The organism is Brachybacterium sp. J144, assembly GCF_036321705.1.
Lineage (GTDB): Bacteria > Actinomycetota > Actinomycetes > Actinomycetales > Dermabacteraceae > Brachybacterium.
Genome location: NZ_JAZDCG010000014.1, coordinates 30785 through 48085, shown reverse-complemented (window position 1 = coordinate 48085; position 17301 = coordinate 30785). Strand labels below are relative to the sequence as shown.

At 72.3% G+C, this 17301-nt stretch carries 13 protein-coding genes, 1 tRNA gene and 1 pseudogene; 5 read left to right on the top strand and 10 right to left on the bottom strand.

Going from position 1 to position 17301, the window contains the following annotated elements; translation table 11 throughout:
• Window positions 1–138: 138 nt before the first annotated feature.
• Entirely contained in the window at window positions 139–825 is a 687-nt protein-coding gene (locus V1260_RS06340) for an alpha/beta hydrolase (protein WP_329745959.1), read from the bottom strand.
• Window positions 826–902: 77 nt separating this feature from the next.
• Here V1260_RS06340 and V1260_RS06335 point away from each other — a divergent pair.
• Both V1260_RS06335 and V1260_RS06330 read left to right on the top strand, forming a co-directional pair.
• Window positions 903–2471 (top strand): annotated as a pseudogene (locus tag V1260_RS06335) (DUF4091 domain-containing protein); the annotation flags it as partial.
• Window positions 2472–2477: 6 nt separating this feature from the next.
• Window positions 2478–2645, top strand: coding sequence for a hypothetical protein (locus V1260_RS06330; protein ID WP_329746050.1), 168 nt, complete (start codon window positions 2478–2480; stop codon window positions 2643–2645).
• Here V1260_RS06330 and V1260_RS06325 read toward each other — a convergent pair.
• Window positions 2630–4126, bottom strand: coding sequence for a protein adenylyltransferase SelO (locus V1260_RS06325; RefSeq protein WP_329745958.1), 1497 nt, complete (start codon window positions 4124–4126; stop codon window positions 2630–2632). The genes V1260_RS06330 and V1260_RS06325 overlap by 16 nt on opposite strands.
• Window positions 4127–4179: 53 nt before the next feature.
• Here V1260_RS06325 and V1260_RS06320 point away from each other — a divergent pair, with 53 nt between their 5' ends.
• Window positions 4180–4731 carry an NYN domain-containing protein gene (locus tag V1260_RS06320; protein ID WP_329745957.1) on the top strand — a complete coding sequence of 184 codons (552 nt, stop codon included), beginning with the start codon at window positions 4180–4182 and terminating at the stop codon, window positions 4729–4731.
• Window positions 4732–4877: 146 nt separating this feature from the next.
• On the opposite strand, the gene V1260_RS06315 is transcribed toward V1260_RS06320, so the two are convergent.
• The 8 genes from V1260_RS06315 to V1260_RS06280 all read right to left on the bottom strand — a co-directional run bounded on the left by V1260_RS06315 (window position 4878) and on the right by V1260_RS06280 (window position 12959).
• Window positions 4878–4961: transfer RNA gene (locus V1260_RS06315), tRNA-Leu, on the bottom strand.
• A gap of 107 nt (window positions 4962–5068) precedes the next feature.
• The gene (locus V1260_RS06310; protein WP_329745956.1) at window positions 5069–6508 is read right to left on the bottom strand and encodes an amino acid permease; all 1440 of its coding nucleotides are present in this window, start codon (window positions 6506–6508) and stop codon (window positions 5069–5071) included.
• Window positions 6509–6642: 134 nt separating this feature from the next.
• Window positions 6643–7113: a 50S ribosomal protein L9 gene (gene rplI / locus V1260_RS06305; RefSeq protein ID WP_329745955.1), complete on the bottom strand. Its 471-nt coding sequence runs from the start codon at window positions 7111–7113 to the stop codon at window positions 6643–6645.
• 17 nt (window positions 7114–7130) lie between these two features.
• Window positions 7131–7367, bottom strand: coding sequence for a 30S ribosomal protein S18 (gene rpsR / locus V1260_RS06300; protein WP_010533203.1), 237 nt, complete (start codon window positions 7365–7367; stop codon window positions 7131–7133).
• A 107-nt stretch (window positions 7368–7474) separates the two neighbouring features.
• Window positions 7475–8050: a single-stranded DNA-binding protein gene (locus tag V1260_RS06295; protein ID WP_329745953.1), complete on the bottom strand. Its 576-nt coding sequence runs from the start codon at window positions 8048–8050 to the stop codon at window positions 7475–7477.
• Between the two features lie 56 nt (window positions 8051–8106).
• Window positions 8107–8397 (bottom strand): 30S ribosomal protein S6, encoded by a 291-nt coding sequence (gene rpsF / locus V1260_RS06290; RefSeq protein ID WP_329745952.1) that lies wholly within the window; start codon window positions 8395–8397, stop codon window positions 8107–8109.
• 209 nt (window positions 8398–8606) lie between these two features.
• Window positions 8607–11306: a transglycosylase domain-containing protein gene (locus tag V1260_RS06285; RefSeq protein WP_329745951.1), complete on the bottom strand. Its 2700-nt coding sequence runs from the start codon at window positions 11304–11306 to the stop codon at window positions 8607–8609.
• Window positions 11307–11480: 174 nt separating this feature from the next.
• Complete coding sequence (locus V1260_RS06280) at window positions 11481–12959, bottom strand: CCA tRNA nucleotidyltransferase (protein WP_442878129.1); 1479 nt, start codon at window positions 12957–12959, stop codon at window positions 11481–11483.
• 107 nt (window positions 12960–13066) lie between these two features.
• Here V1260_RS06280 and V1260_RS06275 point away from each other — a divergent pair, with 107 nt between their 5' ends.
• Both V1260_RS06275 and murJ read left to right on the top strand, forming a co-directional pair.
• Window positions 13067–15529: a DUF6049 family protein gene (locus V1260_RS06275; protein ID WP_329745950.1), complete on the top strand. Its 2463-nt coding sequence runs from the start codon at window positions 13067–13069 to the stop codon at window positions 15527–15529.
• Window positions 15526–17265, top strand: coding sequence for a murein biosynthesis integral membrane protein MurJ (murJ, locus tag V1260_RS06270; protein WP_329745949.1), 1740 nt, complete (start codon window positions 15526–15528; stop codon window positions 17263–17265). Before V1260_RS06275 ends, murJ begins: the two co-directional genes overlap by 4 nt.
• The last annotated feature ends 36 nt before the right edge of the window (window positions 17266–17301 follow it).

The window sequence follows — 17301 nt, the reverse complement described above, 5'->3', positions numbered from 1 at the left end:
CATGATCTCCTGGTGCTCCTCATGGCCCGACCGCATCTCGGCCGGGACTGAGGGAATGCTACAGCCCGCTCCCTGCGTGCGGGCCCCGGGCCGGAGCGCTGTGGAGGACGCCTCGCGGGAGGTGGTGCCCGGCTTCGCTCAGCGCGCTGCGCCGTCCCCGCCGAGCTGACGCTCGACGAAGGCGATCACCGCGGCGAGCTCCTCCTCGTCGATGCCGTGGCCGAGCTGCGGGCGCAGCACCTCCTCGACGTCGGTGTGCTCGCGGAGGAACGAGCGCACCTCCTCGTCGGCCGCCGGGCCGAACAGCGCGTCCTGGCCGCCGTGGCCCCAGAGCACCGGCGGGCGAGCGGCGGCGAGCGCGGCGTCCCCCGGCATCGGGGCGGGGAAAGGGCGACCGGAGAGCTGGACGATCCAGTCGAGGGCGCGGGCGTCGCGGCGCAGCAAATGGAGGGAGAGCATCCCGCCCTGCGAGAACCCGATCGCGCCGATCACGCGGCCGGGGGCGGTGCGCGCGATCCAGCCCTCGACGGCGGCGGCCGCCTCCTGCAGCAGGGAGGGATCGGCGGGGTCCACGGGCGGCGGCGCGGACCAGGCGAAGCCGGCGCCGCACGCGAAGACGCCGCGCAGGGACGCGTAGACGACGTCCCGCGGGAGGGCGGGGGCGAGGCCGAGCAGATCGCCCTCGTGGGAGCCGAGGCCGTGCAGCAGGAGGACCACGCGGTCGTCCTCGCGGGGCGGATGCGGGAACCAGCGCACGGCGGCGTCGTCGATCGCCGACGGGGCGGGGGTCAGGCGGGTCACCGGCGGGAAGCTCACGGAGGTCACGGGCGAAGCGTAGCCCGCGTGGCGGCGCCGCCGATCCGCGCCCGGACAGGGGCGAACCCGCAGGGTGCGCGGTGCGCATGTCGGCTGGACAAGGGCCGACCCCTGCGGGTCCGGGCAGCTCGGGTGGATTCGCTGCGGTCCGTCGATCTGGGGGCCCGCTGATGCGGGTCAGAGTCGAGGGGTTGCCTCAGCGGCGAGCCACCTCACGAGTCCGAAGGTCATTCATTCCTCGGATCACCTCCTTTCGATGTGCCTCCACCGTAGACCCGGGGCGGCAGCGCGGGCAATGGATTTATGGCCGGGGCGTTTACGCAGGCCGCAGACCTGACAGGATGGTCGGCGGCGACCTCGCCGAGCACACGAGCGTGCAGGTCGTGCGGCGCGTGCCCGTCTCCCTGCCCGCCCCCGAGGATCCCGATCCGCACTACCTCGTGACGGAGCCGGGCGAGTACCTGGACCTGCTCGAGCCCGTCGGCGAGGAGCCCTTCCCGCTCGCCGCGGAGACCTGGGAGTCGCTGTGGATCGAGGTGCGCGCGGACGATCCGGCCCTCGCCGGGGACCACACCCTGCGGCTCACGGTGCTCCGTGCCGCCGACGACGCCGTACTCGCCGAGGAGACCGCCGACCTGCGGATCCACCCCCTCTCCCTGCCGCCGCTCGCGCTCGTGAACACCCACTGGTTCCACGCCGACTCCCTCGCTGAGCACTACGGCGTGCCGGTGTACTCGGAGCGGCACTGGGAGCTGATCGAGGCCTTCCTCGCCTCCGCCGTGGACATGGGCGTCACCTCCGTGCTCACCCCCTCCTGGACGCCGCCGCTCGACACGGCGGAGGGGCATCGTCGGCCGACGGTGCAGCTCGTGGGCATCGCCGAGGTCGACGGCGAGTACGTCCTGGACATGACGAACCTGGACGGCTGGCTCGACCTCTGTCGCCGGCTCAGGATCACCTGCCTCGAGATCGCGCACCTGTTCACCCAATGGGGAGCGCGCGCGACCCCGGCGATCGAGGTCGGGACGCCGGGCGGCCCCGAGCACCGCTTCGGCTGGCACGTCCCGGCGACCGATCCCTCCTACCGTCGGCTGCTCGAGACGCTGATCCCCGCGCTGCGCACCCATCTCGCCGAGCACTGGGAGGGGCGGGTGCTGTGGCACGTGTCCGACGAGCCCTCGGCGGAGCACCTCGACGCCTATCGCGCAGCGAAGGACCAGGTCGCGGATCTGCTGGAGGGCGCCGAGGTGGTCGACGCGCTGAGCTCCCTCGAGTACGCCCAGCAGGGCTTGGTGGACACCCCGATCGTCGCCACGGACCACGTCGAGCCGTTCCTCGCCGCCGGGCACCGGCCGTGGGTCTATTACTGCGTCGCCCAGAACCGTGAGGTCGCGAACCGCTTCATCGCCCTGCCCTCGGTGCGCTCCCGGGTGCTCGGCCGGCAACTGTTCGTCTTCGACGCGCCCGGCTTCCTGCACTGGGGCTACACCTTTTGATGGTCCCAGTTCGCGCTGCGCCCGATCGATCCGTTCGCGGACACCTGCGCGGGCGGCGTCTTCTACGGCGGGGACGCCTTCGCCGTCTACCCGGGGCCCGACGGCACGCCGTGGCTGTCGCTCCGCCATCGGGTGCTCGCCCAGGCCATGTGGGATCACCGGGCCTTGACGCGTCTCGCCGCACTGACCTCCCCCGAGACGGCGAAGGCACTCGTCGACGAGGGCGGCTCGCTCCGCTACGACGCCTTCAGCTATGACGTGGCAAGGCATCTCGGCGATCGCGCCGCGGTGGACCGCGCGATCCTGGCGGCCAGCGCTCAGGTGCCGCAGTAGGTCAGGAAGTCGTCCCCGCCCTCGCCCGCACCCTCGAGGTGCTCCCGGCCGGGGACCGGGGCGAACGGCTCCGCGACCGCCTCGAGCAGGTCGAGGACGGGCCCGGGATCGCCGAGGTGCGCGGCGCGCAGCGCACTGTCGAGGGCGAGGTTCCGCGGGATGACCACTGGATTCGCGGCTGCCATCGCGTCGGCGGCGGAGGCCCGATCGGGGCCGGTCCCGCGCAGCGTCTCGCGCCTCACCGCCCACTCCCGGTAGGGATCGGGGTCGGTGAAGAGCGGTTCCGGGTCCCCGTCGGTCAGGGCGTGGAAGAAGCCCGTGTGGTCGATCGCCTGCGCCTCCAGCAGGGAGAACAGGTCCGCGCCGAGAGCCGTCACGTCGTCCCCTCCGGCAGCCGGGGCGGCGGCGTGCCCGGCGGTCGGGATGGCGTCGCCAGCGGGGCCCGTCGCACTTGCCGCGCCGACGGGGATGCCGAGCTTCGCCGCGAGTCCGCGGGCATGCGCCGCCCGGTAGGCGGGCTCGAAGCCCTCGAGCACCGCGGTCGCCGCGTCGACGGCTCGCTGCGGGTCCTCCGCATCGATCACCGGCAGCAGCACCTCGGCGAAGCGCGAGAGGTTCCACAGCGCGATCCCCGGCTGGTTGCCGTACGCGTAGCGGCCGCCGCGGTCGATCGAGGAGAAGACCGCCTGGTTCCGGTGGACGTCGAGGAACGCGCACGGCCCGTAGTCGATCCCCTCCCCGGAGAGCGCCATGTTGTCGGTGTTCATCACGCCGTGGACGAAGCCGAGCAGCATCCACTGCGCGACCAGCTCGGCCTGCGCGCCCGTGACCGCGGCGAGCAGCCCGAGCGGACCGTCGGCCGACGGGTGGTGGCGGGTGATCACGTGGTCGACGAGGCGCCCGGTGACCTCCGGGCCGTGATGCCAGGCGGCGGCCTGCACCGTGCCGACGCGCAGGTGGCTCGCGGCAACGCGCACCAGCAGGGCGCCCGGCTCCGGCGTCACCCCCTGCCGCGGCGCGATCCGCTCCCCGGTGGTGAGCACGGCGAGGGCCCGCGTCGTCGGCACCCCCGCGGCATGCAGGAACTCACCGATGACGGCCTCGCGCAGCATCGGCCCAAGCGGGGCCTTCCCGTCCCCGCCGCGGGCGAAGGGGGTGCGGCCGGACCCCTTCAGGTGCAGGTCAACCCGTCGGCCGGTCGTGTCGATCAGCTCACCGAGGAGCACGGCCCGGCCGTCGCCGAGCTGCGGGTTCGCGCTGCCGAACTGGTGGCCGGCGTACGCCTGGGCGACGGTGCCGTCGATCTGCCCGGTGAGCAGGGCCATACCCTCGGGACCGCGCAGCCAGTCAGGGTCCAGTCCGAGCTCGACGGCGAGGGACTCGTTCAGCCAGAGGATCGCCGGATCCGGCGGGAGATCCGCCCGCCACGGCACGGAGAGCTCGGGGAGCGCCTCCGCGTAGGTCTGCTGCAGCGGGAGCATGGCCACCTCCTGATCGCCTCCAGGCTACGTGCCCGCCGCGTAGGCTCGTCCCCATGACGCAGCGCACCACGTACCTCCTCGTCGACGGCGAGAACATCGATGCCACCCTGGGAGGCTCGGTGCTGGGCCGTCGGCCCCAGCCGGAGGAGCGGCCGCGCTGGAACAAGCTGCTGCAGCATGCGGAGTCGGCCTGGCAGCAGGAGGTCAAGGGCCTGTTCTTCCTTGCCGTCTCCGACAGCCTTCCGCTGAACTTCGTGCAGGCGCTCATCGCGCTCGGCTACACCCCGGTGCCGCTGCGCGGCGAGGGCAAGGTCGTGGACATCGCGATCCAGCGCACCGCCGAGGCCCTCGTGCCGCGCGAGGCCGACGTCATGCTGGTCAGCCACGACAGCGACTTCGTCCCGCAGATGGAGGCGCTCGCGGAGGACGAGGAGCGGCGCACCGCGATCGTGGGCTTCACCGAGTTCATGTCGGGGGACCTGCGGGAGATCCCCGGGGTGGAGCTGCACGACCTCGAGTACGACGTGCAGGCCTTCACGAGCCGTCTGCCGCGGGTCCGCATCATCGAGATCGACGAGTTCGACCCGCTGGAGTTCATCCTCTGAGCCGGACGGGCCGGCGGGGCGGCGCGGGCTGGGCTAGGCCCCGTCGGCGGGCGCCCACCCGTCGGTTGTCGTCGGCCACTGCCGCGCCCGCCACCCGGACGACGAAAAACCCCGGCTCACCTGGGTGAACCGGGGTTTCTCCGCGGTGCGCAAGGGGGGACTTGAACCCCCACGCCGTTTCCGGCACACGGACCTGAACCGTGCGCGTCTACCAATTCCGCCACTTGCGCGTGGCTCCGGCACCGGGTGCCATACACACCGAGACCGAAGATTCCCCTAGGTTACCCTCCGAGAACCCCGGCCCCAAACCGCCGGGCCGCACAGTGACGAAGACCTCTCAGCGCATCGACTCCGCTTCCTCGAAGGCCTCGTCGATGTCCCGCGGATCGACGCGTCGGCGCCCCACGACCAGGTAGAGCAGGCTCGCCACGATCACCGCCGGGACGCCCACCATCGCCGCGACCTGCATGCTCGGCCGCACGGCGACGGTCGCGAGCACGGCCAGCAGACCCACCAGGCCCACCACGGCGGTGACCGAGCCGCCCGGCATCCGGAAGGTCGCCCCGGTGATCCCGCGGCGTCGGAAGGAGAGGAAGGTCAGCAGGATCAGCACCCACACCAGGATCACCGCGAAGACGACCAGGCTCATCATGTAGCCGAACACGCCGCCCACCCCGGAGAAGGCCAGTAGCGCCGCACCGATCAGGCCCACCGAGCTCAGCGCGATGCCGACCGCCGGCACCTTCCGCGCGGTGGTGTGCGCGGCGAAGCGGGGAGCGAGCCCGTCGGAGGCGAGGGAGTGGATCATCCGGCTGCCCGCGTACAGGTTCGCGTTCGCCGCCGAGAGCGCCGCGATCAGCACCAGCAGGTTCGTGACATGGGCGGCGCCGGGCACCCCGATCCGGTCGAAGACCATCACGAACGGCGAGGTCGCGACCTCACCACCCGTCCCAGCGGCCTCCCGCCACGGCACCAGGCACAGCACGATCCCGATGCACAGGACGTAGAAGAAGGCCAGACGCACGATCGTGGTCCGTGCGGCAGTGCGGATCGAACGCGCCGGATCCTTCGCCTCGGCGGCCGTGATCGACAGCAGCTCGATGCCGCCGAAGGAGAACATCACGACCGAGAGCGCGACCCACACACCGCTCCAGCCCATCGGGGCGAAGCCCCCGTCGGCCGTGAGCTCGACGAACCCCGCGGCCGGTGCGCCCGGCACCCCGACCAGCACGAGTGCCGCGCCGATCAGGAGGAAGACCAGCACCGCGATCACCTTGATCGAGGACAGGAAGAATTCGACCACGCCGAAGGAGCCGACGCTGAACAGGTTGATCCCGATGATCACCGCCGCGAACAGCAGGATCCCCGCCCAGATCGGCACGCCCGGCAGCCAGTAGGCGAGGTAGGCGGCGCAGGCCACTAGCTCCGCCCCGGTCACGCACACGGTGACGATCCAGTACAGCCAGCGGCTGAGGTAGCCCCAGAACGGGGACAGGTAACGGGCGGCGAGGGTGCCGAAGCCGCCGCGCACCGGGTGGCGCGAGGCCATCTCGCCCATCGACAGGGCCACGGTCGCCGCGATCAGGGAGCCGAGCGCGAAGGAGACGATGACCGCGGGGCCGGCGTAGCCGATCGCCTCTCCGGAGCCGAGGAAGAGCCCGGTGCCGAGGGCAGAGCCCATGGCGATCATCGCCATCTGGCCATGGCCGAGGGTACGGGCGAGGCCCTGGTGGTCGTCGGAGGGGACCGACGTGGAAGTGGGGGTCGGGGAGTTCACCCGCACGAGGATAGGCGAGGCACTCTCGCGGACCGGCCAGGACCGCCCTCGCCGGGAATGCGAATGGCCCGTTTCTCAACCATTTCCGAGGCGGAAGTGGTTGAGAAACGGGCTATTGCGCGGGCCCTGGACGATCAGGCCTTGGCCGAGCCCTTCGCCGCCACGACCTGGATGAGCAGGTTGGCGAAGATGTCGTCGTGGAGACGGACGGTCGCCTTGTGCTCGCCGAGCGCGCGGATCGGGGCGGGGAACTCGACGGTGCGACGGTCGATGTCCTTGTCGAACGCCGACTTCACGCCCTCGGCGACCTCCTTGGAGGCCACGGCACCGAAGAGGCGGCCGTTCTCGCCGGCGCGCTCCGCGATGACGACGGGCTTGGACTCCAGGGTCGCCTTGAGCGCCTGGGCGTCCTCGAGCGAGGCGATCGCGCGCTTGCCACGGGCGGCGCGGATCTGGTCGAGCTGGCGCTGGCCGCCCTTGGTCCACGGGGTCGCGAGACCGCGGGGCATCAGGAAGTTGCGCGCGTAGCCGTCCTTGACGTCGACGACGTCACCGGCGGCACCGAGGCCGGAGACCTCGTGGGTGAGGATGAGCTTGGTGGTCATGTCTACGCCTTCCTCGCTCAGCGACCGGAGGTCGAGTAGGGCAGGAGCGCGATCTCGCGGGCGTTCTTCACGGCCTTCGCGATCTTGCGCTGCTCCTGGACGGAGACGCCGGTGACCCGACGGGCGCGGATCTTTCCGCGGTCGGAGATGAACTTGCGCAGCAGCGCGGCGTCCTTGTAGTCGACGGTCTCGAGACCGGCGGCCTTCAGCGGGTTCTGCTTCTTCTTCGGCTTGCGAAGAACAGGCTTGGCCATCGTGGTGCTCCTTCTTTCTGAGGGGAGCCCGGGCATGGACCCGGGATGGAGTGGATCAGTGTCGTGCATCGACCGGCGCGGGGCCGGTCAGACCGGTCGGGGACCGATCAGAAGGGAGGGTCGTCGTACCCGCCCTGGTTGCCTCCGCCGGCCCACGGGTCGGCGTCGGGAGCGCCCTGCGGCGCATTGTTGTAACCGCCCTGCTGACCGCCGTAGCCGCCCTGGCCGCCGCCCTGCTGGCCGCCGCCGTAGCCGCCCTGGCCACCACCCTGGTTGCCGCCGCCGAAGCCGCCGCGGCCTACGCCGCCACCTCCACCGCGCTGGACCTTGGTGGCCTTCGCGGTGGCGTAGCGCAGGGACGGACCGATCTCGTCGACGTCCAGCTCGACCGAGGTCCGCTGGTTGCCGTCACGGTCCTGGTAGGAGCGCTGCTTGAGACGCCCCTGCGCGATGACGCGGGAGCCCTTCTCGAGCGACTCGGCCACGTTCTCCGCGGCGTCGCGCCAGATGGAGCAGCGGAGGAACAGCGCCTCGCCGTCCTTCCACTCGTTCGACTGACGGTCGAAGGTGCGGGGGGTGGACGCGATGGTGAACGACGCGACGGCCACACCGGACTGCGTGAAGCGCAGCTCGGGGTCAGCGGTCAGGTTGCCGATCACGGTGATGACGGTGTCGTTCGCCATGGGTGCTCCTCTGCTCCGGGGTCGGATGGGTTGGTGCGCTGGTCAGCGACGCGAGGTCACTTGGCGTCGAGACGCATGAGCTTGGTGCGCAGCACGGACTCGTTGAGTCCCAGCTGGCGGTCGAGCTCCTGAGCGGTCGCCGAGGTGGCGGTGAAGGTGAGGACGATGTAGATGCCCTCGGACTTCTTGTCGATCTCGTAGGCGAACTTGCGCTTGCCCCAGACGTCGACGTTGTCGACGGTGCCGCCCTCGGCCGGGACGACCTGGACGAGCTTCTCGAACGTGGTGCTCACGGTCCGCTCGTCGACGGACGGGTCGAGGATCACGACCATTTCGTACTTGCGCATGTCTGGTACCCACCTCCTGTGGTCTCTGCGGCCACGGTCTCTCCGTGGCAGGAGGGTTCATGCCATCCGGGCGCGGCATCGGCGATGCGCGGCACGGACCGCCCCAGCCTACCCGGCGGTCCGGAGCCGGGCCAGGGCGGTTGTGGACGTGCGCGGCGGATCACAGCGGCCGACGGGCCGGCGCGATCGGCGCCGGCCCGTCCGCACGATCAGTCGCCGCCGGTGGTGGTCTGCGCGGTCTCGCCCGCGGCGTCCGTCTCCCCGTCGTCGCGACCGGTCACGTCGCCGTTTCCGTTGCCGTTCCCGTTGCCGGGGCCGCCGGTGCCCTGCCCCTGGCCCTGCGTGTCCGTGCCCTCGGTGGGCTGGGTCTCGCCGGGTTCGGTGGTCTGCTCGATCGGCTCCTCGGTCGTGGGCTCCTCGGTGGTGGGCTCCTCCGAGGGCTCCTCGGTGGTGGGCTCCTCCGTGGTGGGCTCCTCGGTCGTCGGCTCCTCGGTGGTGGGCTCCTCCGAGGGCTCCTCGGTCGGCTGCTGCGTGGCGGGCTCGCGCGGCGCTTGGGTGCTGCGGGAGCGCTTCTCGTTGTCGAGCGTGACCTCGTCGGGGAAGTCCAGCTTCTCCTGGCCCTCCAGGGAGGTCGACATGATGTCGCCCCAGACCTGAGTGGGGAAGGTGCCGCCGGTGATGGAGTCTTCGCCGCCGAAGGCGGTCAGCGCCTCCTCGGAGGTGCCGTCGGCTGAGGGCTGGAACATGCCCACCGCCGTGACCAGCTGCGGGGTGAAGCCCACGAACCACGCCGAGCGGAAGCTCTCCGAAGTACCGGTCTTGCCGGCCACGGGGCGGCCGTCCATGACGTTCTGGAGGGAACGGGCCGAGCCCGAGGTGGGCGGGCCCTGCAGGGCCACGGTCGCGTTGATCGCGACCTCCTCGTCGAGCGCCTGGGTCTCCGAGACCTCGTGCTCGTAGGCGGAGGACCCGTCGGGACGGGTGACCGACTGGACGATGTACGAGCTGCGGTGGACGCCGCCCGAGGCGATGGTCGCGTAGACCTCGCCCATCTCGAGCACCGTCGGGGAGGCGGAGCCGAGCACGTTCGAGGGCACCGGATCCAGGCCCGGGGTGTCCTCCGGCAAACCCAGCGCGATCGCGGTCTCCTGCGTGCGCTCGGGGCCGATCTCCAAGTTGATCTCCGCGTAGGCGGTGTTGATCGAGCTGGTGGTCGCCTTCTCGAGGGTGACTCGGCCGTAGTCGACGTCGTTGAAGTTCTTCACCGTCCAGCCGCCGGGGACGTCGAAGGACTTCGGCGAGTTCCCGTCCCAGCGCGAGTCCAGCGGGTAGCCGTCCTCGAGGGCGGCGATGAGGGTGAAGGTCTTGAAGATCGAGCCGGCCTGCATCCGCGACTGGGTCGCGTCGTTGCGGGACTGGGTGACGTAGTCCGCGCCGCCGTACATGCCGCGGATCGCCCCGGTGGAGGGGTCGATGGTCACGGTGCCGACGTGGTTGTTCTCGGGCCGGTCGTCCGGGAGGTTCTCGATCGCCTGGACGGTGTTCTGCTGGATCATCGGGTCGATCGTGGAGACGATCGTGAACCCGCCCGTGTTGATCTCGTCCTCGGTGAAGCCCTGCGCCACGAGCTCCTTGCGGACCTGGGCCAGCAGGTAGCCTTTGGTGCCGCCGAGCGAGTTCTCGTTCGCGGGGTCGATGGTCTCGGGGAACTGGAGGGCGTCACCCTCGGCCGGGGTCATCTGCCCGAGGTTCACCTGGCGGGTGATCACGCGGTCCCACAGCTCGGTCGCCTTCTCCGGGTTCTCCGCCGGGTCGTAGGCCGACGGGGCGGGGATCACGGCGACCAGCAGCGCGGCCTCCGCGTCGGTCATCTCCGCGGCGGGCTTGCCGAAGTACGCCTGGGAGGCCTCCTCGACGCCGTAGGCACCGCGGCCGAAGTAGATGGTGTTGAGGTAGCGGGAGAGGATCTCGTCCTTGGACAGCTCCTCGTCGATCTTCAGCGCCATCACCATCTCGCGGACCTTGCCGACGTAGCTGGTGGTGGTGCCGGTGTAGTACCGCTCCACGTACTGCTGGGTGATGGTGGACCCGCCCTGGCGGGCTCCGCCGGAGAGGTTGTTGATCAGGGCGCGGGCGATGCCGCGCGGGGAGATGCCGCGGTTGTCGTAGAAGCTCGAGTCCTCGCTCGCGACGACCGCGTCCTTGACGTTCTGCGGGATCTCGTCGGAGGAGAGCTCGGTGCGGTTGATCTCGCTGAACCGGCCCATCTCGGTCTCGCCGTCGGCGAAGTACACCCGGGTGGTCTGCGCGAGGGCGAAGTCCGAGGGCTCGGGCACCTCGGTGTCGTTGTACAGCCACACGGCGACGCCGACGCCGGCGATGACCAGCAGCGCGGCGAAGCCCGCGATCATCCGAAACGACGGGATCCAGCGCCAAGGGTTCTTCGCCCCGGCGCGCGGGTAGTTCAGGAAGTTGGTGGCGCGCGGCCGGCGGGGCTTCCCCCCGGAGCGCTTCGCGGCGGCGGTCCCCGCGGCGGCCGTGCTCGCGGCCCCGGCCTTCGCGCCCCCGCCGGCGGAGCGGGCATGGCGCCGGGAGACGGAGGGGCCGCCGGCGGTTCCGCCGGACGAGCTCTTCGCGGCGCCGCTCTTCGCGGTCGCGGGCTTCGCTCCGGAGCCCTTTGCGGCGGAGCGCTTCGCGGTCGCGCCCGCGCCGGCCGCGGCACCTGCCGCAGCGGCGCCGTCGGCGCGTCGGCCCGTGCGGCTGGTGCCGCGGGGCTCCTCGCTCGGCGAGCTGCCGGACGGCTTCGAGGACGACGAGGACCGCCGGACTCCGGCTGCGCGACGTGCGCCGCCGGTCTGCTTCCTGGCTCGATCCGACGAGCCGCGGGACGAGCGTCGAGAGTCGCTCACGGGCTGCTCCTAGTCCTTCGGGGGCACGGACGGGTAGCACCCCGCGAGGAGGCGCAGTCCCTCAGTATGGGCACGCCCCCCCTTACGACGGAACGACCTGGCGTCGAAGCACACAGGGTGTGCACGTTCCATGCGGCGCCGCTCACAGCGCGGCGGCGAGCCTCCACAGGACCCTCACGAGCCGGAGCGGGACTCCCACCAGGAACGCAGCTCGGCCTCCGCCCGCTCGGCGCCCAGCGGCCCATGCTCCATGCGCAGCTCGAGCAGGTGCCGGTACGCCTCGCCCACCTCGCGGCCCGGCGGCAGGTCCAGCAGGCGCATGATCTCGTTGCCGTCGAGATCGGGGCGGATCCTGTCGATCTCCTCCTGGGCGGCGAGCTCGTCGATGCGGGCCTCGAGCTCGTCGTAGGCCCGCGAGAGCGCTCGGGCCTTGCGCCGGTTGCGGGTGGTGACGTCGGCGCGGGTGAGCCGATGGAGGTGCTGGAGCAGGTCCCCGGCGTCGGTCACGTACCGGCGCACCGCCGAGTCGGTCCACGGCGCGTCGGCGTACCCATGGAAGCGCAGGTGCAGCTCGACCAACCGGGCGACCCGCTTGGTGGTGTCCTTGTCGAAGGCGAGGGCCTTCATCCGCTGGACCGTCATCTTCGCGCCGACGGTCTCGTGGAAGCGGAAGCTCACCGCCCCGCCCGGCTCGAAGCGGCGCGTGGCGGGCTTGCCGATGTCGTGGAACAGGGCGGACAGCCGCAGCACCAGGTCGGGTCCCTCGCAGGGTCCGCCCGAGCCGGCGGGGCTCTCGAGATCGATCGCCTGGTCGAGGACCGTGAGCGAGTGCTCGTAGACGTCCTTGTGGTGGTGGTGCTCGTCGATCTCGAGCTGCAGCGCGGGCAGCTCGGGCAGCACGTGGGCGGCGAGCCCGAGCTCGGTGAGCAGCTCGAGGCCGCCGCGGGGATGGGCGCCGAGCATCAGCTTGACCAGCTCCTCGCGCACCCGCTCGGCGGAGACGATGGTGATCCGCTCGGCGAGCTCCTCGATCGCGTCGGCCGTGGAGTCCTCGATGCGGAAGCCGAGCTGCGCCACGAAGCGGACCGCTCGCATCATCCGCAGCGGATCGTCGGTGAAGGACTGCTGGGGGCCGACGGGGGTGCGCAGCAGGGTGCGGGAGAGGTCGGTGAGCCCGTCGAAGGGGTCGACGAGCTCGAGGGAGGGCAGGCGCACGGCCATCGCGTTGACCGTGAAGTCCCGCCGGGAGAGGTCGCCCTCGAGGGTGTCGCCGTACTCGACCTGCGGCTTGCGGGAGGTCGGGTCGTACGACTCGGTGCGGTAGGTGGTGATCTCGACGCGCACGCCGTGGCGGACGCCGCCGAGGGTGCCGAAGTCACGCCCCATGTCCCAGATCGCGCCGTCGTGGGTCCACTCGCGCAGGATCGCCTCGGTCTGCTCGGGACGGGCGGAGGTGGTGAAGTCGAGGTCCGCGCTCGAGCGGCCCAGGACCGCGTCGCGCACCGGCCCGCCCACGAGGGCGAGCTCGTGCCCGGCCGCCTCGAAGCGGCGCCCCAGCTCGTGGACCTCCTCGGGGAGGGCGGCGAACATGGACGCGGCGCGGGTGCGGGCGGTGGCGAGGCGCTGGGCGGACTCGTCGACGGGATCGGTCACGGGCGGTTCCTGTTCCGGGCCGGGGGCGGACGACACGGGGCGGCACGGTCCGTGGAGGTCTCGTGGCGCCCGGGGTTCCTACGGTAGCGGCCGCATACAGTGTCACCATGCCGTCGTCCCCGCCGTCCGTGCGCCCGGTGCTCGCGGCGCTGCTGACGGCACTCCTGCTTGCCTCATCGGTGCTGGCGGGCGCCGTCACGACCCCTGCCGTGGCCGGCACGGCCGGGTCCACGGCCGCCGCGACCCCCGTCGGGGCCGCCACCACCGGCACCGGGGCCGCCGCGACCGGCGCGATTCCGGCCCCGGCCGTCCCGCCCACGCCCGGCGCGGACGACCCCGTCGCGCTCGACCTGGTCGAGCTCTCGCCCACCTCCCTGGCCCCCGGCGGCACCGTGCAGGCGCAGGTCGAGGTGACCAACACCTCCTCTGAGCCGCTCAGCGCGGTGGAGCTCGAGCTGCGCACCCGCTCGGCGCGGGTCACCGACCGGGACCTGCTCGCGGAATGGCAGGCCGACACCTCACCGGACACCGTCGGCACCCCCCTCGCGACCTCCGCCGCGGTGCCGCGCCTCGCCCCCGGGGAGTCCGCGACCCTCTCGGTGACCCTCTCCGCGGACGAGCTGGGCTTCTCCGCGGAGCCGTACTACTGGGGCACGCGCCGGGTCTCGCTGACCGTGGCCGCCGACGGAGAGGACCTCGCGGCCCTCCGCTCCTTCCTCGTGTGGCGACCGGACGGCGCCGAGGACTCCATCACCCAGTCGGTGCTGCTACCGGTCTCCGCGGCCGACGCCTCCGCCGCGGTCACCGCCCCGGAGTCCTTCGCGACCTCCGTCGACTCCGGGGAGCTCGCCGCGCTGCGGGAGCTGGCGGTGCGGCCCGACGTCGACTGGTGGCTGGATCCAGCCCTGCTGGATCCGCCGCAGGTCGCGCAGGGGGACGCCACCGCCGTGGGCACCGACGGCCAGCCGACGGAGGAGGCCCCGCCCTCGGCGCCCCGCACCTTCGCCCCCGACGCCCCCAGCGCCTCCCTCGCGGAGACCCTCACGGGCGGCGTCGGCGAACGCACCGTGCTCGGCATGCCCTATGCGCGCGCCGACCTGGTGAGCCTGCAGGCCGCCGGCGACGAGTCCCTCACCGCCGCGGCGACCTCGGCCGCGGAACGGGTATGGGCGGAGCAGGGCCTCGAGGAGCACGGCACCGTGCTCTCCCTCGCCGCGGAGTCCGCGACCGGTCAGTCGCTCCTCGCGCTGCAGCAGGCCGGCGCCTCCGCCGCGCTGGTCCCCGCGAGCTCGCTGCGCCCCGATCCGTCCTCCTCGCTGACCCCGAGCTCCGTCGCCGCGGTGGATCTCGGCGACGGCACCGGCTCGCCGCTGACAGTCCTCGCCCCGGACACCCGCCTCTCCGCGGAGCTCGAGACCCTCACCAGCGAGGGCGATGCGGAGCAGACCCGGCAGCGGATGCTCGCCGAGACGGCCACGATCGCCTCGGAGTTCACGACGGCGCCGCGCCACCTGCTGATCTCCCCGGATCCCGACGTCACCCTGGACCCGGCCGCGACCGCGACGGTGCTCGACGCCCTCGGCGAGGCGCCGTGGATCACCGTCGGCCGCACCGACGCCCTGATCTCCGCCGCCGAGCAGGAGACCTGGACCCAGGACCCCCAGGACGAGTCGGGCGAGCTCTATGCGATCGGCGACCTCCCCGCGGAGTCCGTCCGGCCCTCCGCCCCCGATGCCGAGGGGCGCTGGGAGCACCAGCAGGAGGCGGTCGACGCGGAGCTGCTGACCCCCGGGACCGTCGACGAGCTCGCCGCCGCGTGGGAGGAACTCGACGTGCTCGCGGCCGTGATGGAGGACGACACCTCGCTCGAGGCGGCACGCCTCGAGGTGCTCGCCGCCACCTCAGAGCGCTGGCGCGGCCACCCGGAGGTCTCCGCCGAGCGCGCCGCCGGGGCGCGCACCGCCGCCGCGGACCTGCGCGCCGGGATCCACCTGGACCCCGCCTCGGGCTACAACCTGATCTCCGACTCGGCCGGCGTGCCCGTCACGATCGTCAACGAGCTCGACACCCCCATCACGGTCCGCGCCGAGGTCTCCTCCGACAAGCCGCTCGTGCGGGTGGAGGAGCACCCGACGGTGACCGTCCCCGCCCGCGGGCAGATCGACACGACGGTGCCCGTCGAGGCGATCGCCAACGGCACCGTCACCCTCACCACCCGGCTCACCACCGAGGACGGCCGGGCGCTGACCGACGCGACCGAGGTGCCGCTCACGGTCAACCCCGCGTGGGAGAACTGGACCACCCTGGTGCTGGTCATCGCGATGGGCGTGCTCGTGGTGGTGGGCATCGCCCGGGCCCGTCGCGTCGGCGCCTCGACCCGCGCCCCCGCGGTGCACGTGCCCGAGGATCCGGAGGAGCTCGCCCGCACGGGCCGCTCCACCCCCGCGGTGGACCCGGGATCACCGCCCGACCCCGGTCCCGCGCACGGTCCCGACCCCGATCCCGATCAGGACCCCGCCCCTGGCGACCCGACCCCCCGTCCCGACGACCGCCCCGAGGAGACCCGATGAGCCGCGAGCTGCGCACCCGCCACATCCCGCGCCACCGCCGCCACGGCAGCGTCTCCAGCCGCTCCCGTCTGCTGCAGGCGAGCGTCGTCATGGCATCCGGCTCCGTGGTCTCCCGGCTGCTGGGCTTTGTCCGCAACTTCCTCTTCGGCATGGTGCTGGCCGGCTCCATGTCCGGCGCAGCGAACGCCTTCAGCGCCGCGAACACCCTGCCCAACACGGTGTGGCTGCTCGTCGGCGGCGGCACCCTGAACGCGATTCTGGTGCCCGCGATCGTGCGGGCGATCAAGCGCCCGGACCGCGGCAGCGACTACATCTCGCGCCTGATGACCCTCGTGGTCACGGTCGTCGCCGCGATCACCGTGGTGTGCATCGTCGCGGTGCCGCTGCTGATCACCCTGACCAGCGGCGTGCTGCCCCCGGAGACCTATGCGCTCGCGGTGCAGCTGGGCTACTGGATGATGCCGCAGATCCTCTTCTCGGCCCTCTACGTCATGTGCGGCCAGCTGCTGAACGCGCACGACAACTTCGGGCCCTACCAGTGGGCGCCGGTGCTCAACAACGTGGTGGGGATCATCGGCGCCGCGATCTTCTTCGGCATCTGGGGCACCGTCGGCTCCCCGGACCAGTGGACGCTGCAGATGATCGTGGCGATGGCGGCGATCAACGTCGGCGGCTCCGCGGCGCAGGTGCTCTTCCTCTTCTGGCACATCCGCACCCTGGACCTGCACCTGCGGCCCCGCTGGGGCTTCCGCGGCCTGGGCCTCGGCAAGCTCAGCCGGATCGGCCTCTGGTCCCTCGCCATGCTGTGCCTGGGCCAGCTGGGCATCTGGGCGACCCGCTGGTCCACGGGCGGTGCCGTCGAGATGACGGAGAGGTTCCAGGACCAGCCGGACCTCGCCGCCCAGTACCCGGCGCTGCTCACCATCGAGTGGGCCTATCTCGCGTTCATGCTCCCGCAGGGGATCATCGGCGTCACCCTGGTCACCGCCGCCTTCCCGGCGATCTCCCGGCATGCGGCCGACGGGGAGCACACCCAGGCGCTGACCCAGTACGGGGAGACCTCCCGCCTGCTCGCGGTGCCGATGATGCTGTGCACCGCGGTGTTCGTGGCGCTCTCGGGACCGATCATGTGGGTGATCGGCGGCGGCACCGGGGAGATCGGCGCCCGCGCGAACGGCGCCGTGCTGGTCGCCTACATCCTGGGCCTCATGCCCTTCGCGGCGCAGTACCTCGTCAAGCGGTACTTCTTCGCCTACGAGGACGCCCGCACCCCCTTCCTCACCCAGATCCCGATCGCCGTGATCTCGCTGGTCACGATGCCGCTGATCCTGTGGTTCGTGGATCCGAAGTGGGCGGCGGCGGCCGCGGCGTCGACCTCGAGCCTCGGCAACCTCGTCGCCTGGGGGATGGGGTCGTGGATGCTCCGCCGACGGGCGACGGCCCTCGGGGCGACGGCGCCGAGCTGGCGCGCCGGCGCGGTGGGGCTCGCGAAGCTCGCCGCCGCCGCGGCGGTCGCGTGGGCGGTCGGCAGCGGCCTGGTGCTCCTGCTCGGGGACCTGCTGTGGGTCCACCGCCTGCTCGCGGTGCTGCTCGGCGCCGTGATCGGCGTGGTGATGACCGCGGTGTTCGCCGCGCTCGCGTGGCTGCTGGGCGTGCACGAGGTGCGGGCGCTGGTCCGCCACGGTCAGCGGCTGCTGGGGAGGATCCTGCGACGGGGCCGCACGGCGACCTCGTAGCATGGGATCCGCTCGTGACGGGCAGGAGCCCGCAGG

Excerpts from the sequence above, each read along its gene's own strand:
- rpsR (WP_010533203.1), bottom strand. The coding sequence starts at position 7,367 with ATGGCCAAGCCTGTTCTTCGCAAGCCGAAGAAGAAGCAGAACCCGCTG.
- rpsF (WP_329745952.1), bottom strand. The coding sequence starts at position 8,397 with ATGCGCAAGTACGAAATGGTCGTGATCCTCGACCCGTCCGTCGACGAG.
- V1260_RS06320 (WP_329745957.1), top strand. The coding sequence starts at position 4,180 with ATGACGCAGCGCACCACGTACCTCCTCGTCGACGGCGAGAACATCGAT.
- V1260_RS06325 (WP_329745958.1), bottom strand. The coding sequence starts at position 4,126 with ATGCTCCCGCTGCAGCAGACCTACGCGGAGGCGCTCCCCGAGCTCTCC.
- V1260_RS06295 (WP_329745953.1), bottom strand. The coding sequence starts at position 8,050 with ATGGCGAACGACACCGTCATCACCGTGATCGGCAACCTGACCGCTGAC.
- rplI (WP_329745955.1), bottom strand. The coding sequence starts at position 7,113 with ATGACCACCAAGCTCATCCTCACCCACGAGGTCTCCGGCCTCGGTGCC.
- murJ (WP_329745949.1), top strand. The coding sequence starts at position 15,526 with ATGAGCCGCGAGCTGCGCACCCGCCACATCCCGCGCCACCGCCGCCAC.
- V1260_RS06275 (WP_329745950.1), top strand. The coding sequence starts at position 13,067 with ATGCCGTCGTCCCCGCCGTCCGTGCGCCCGGTGCTCGCGGCGCTGCTG.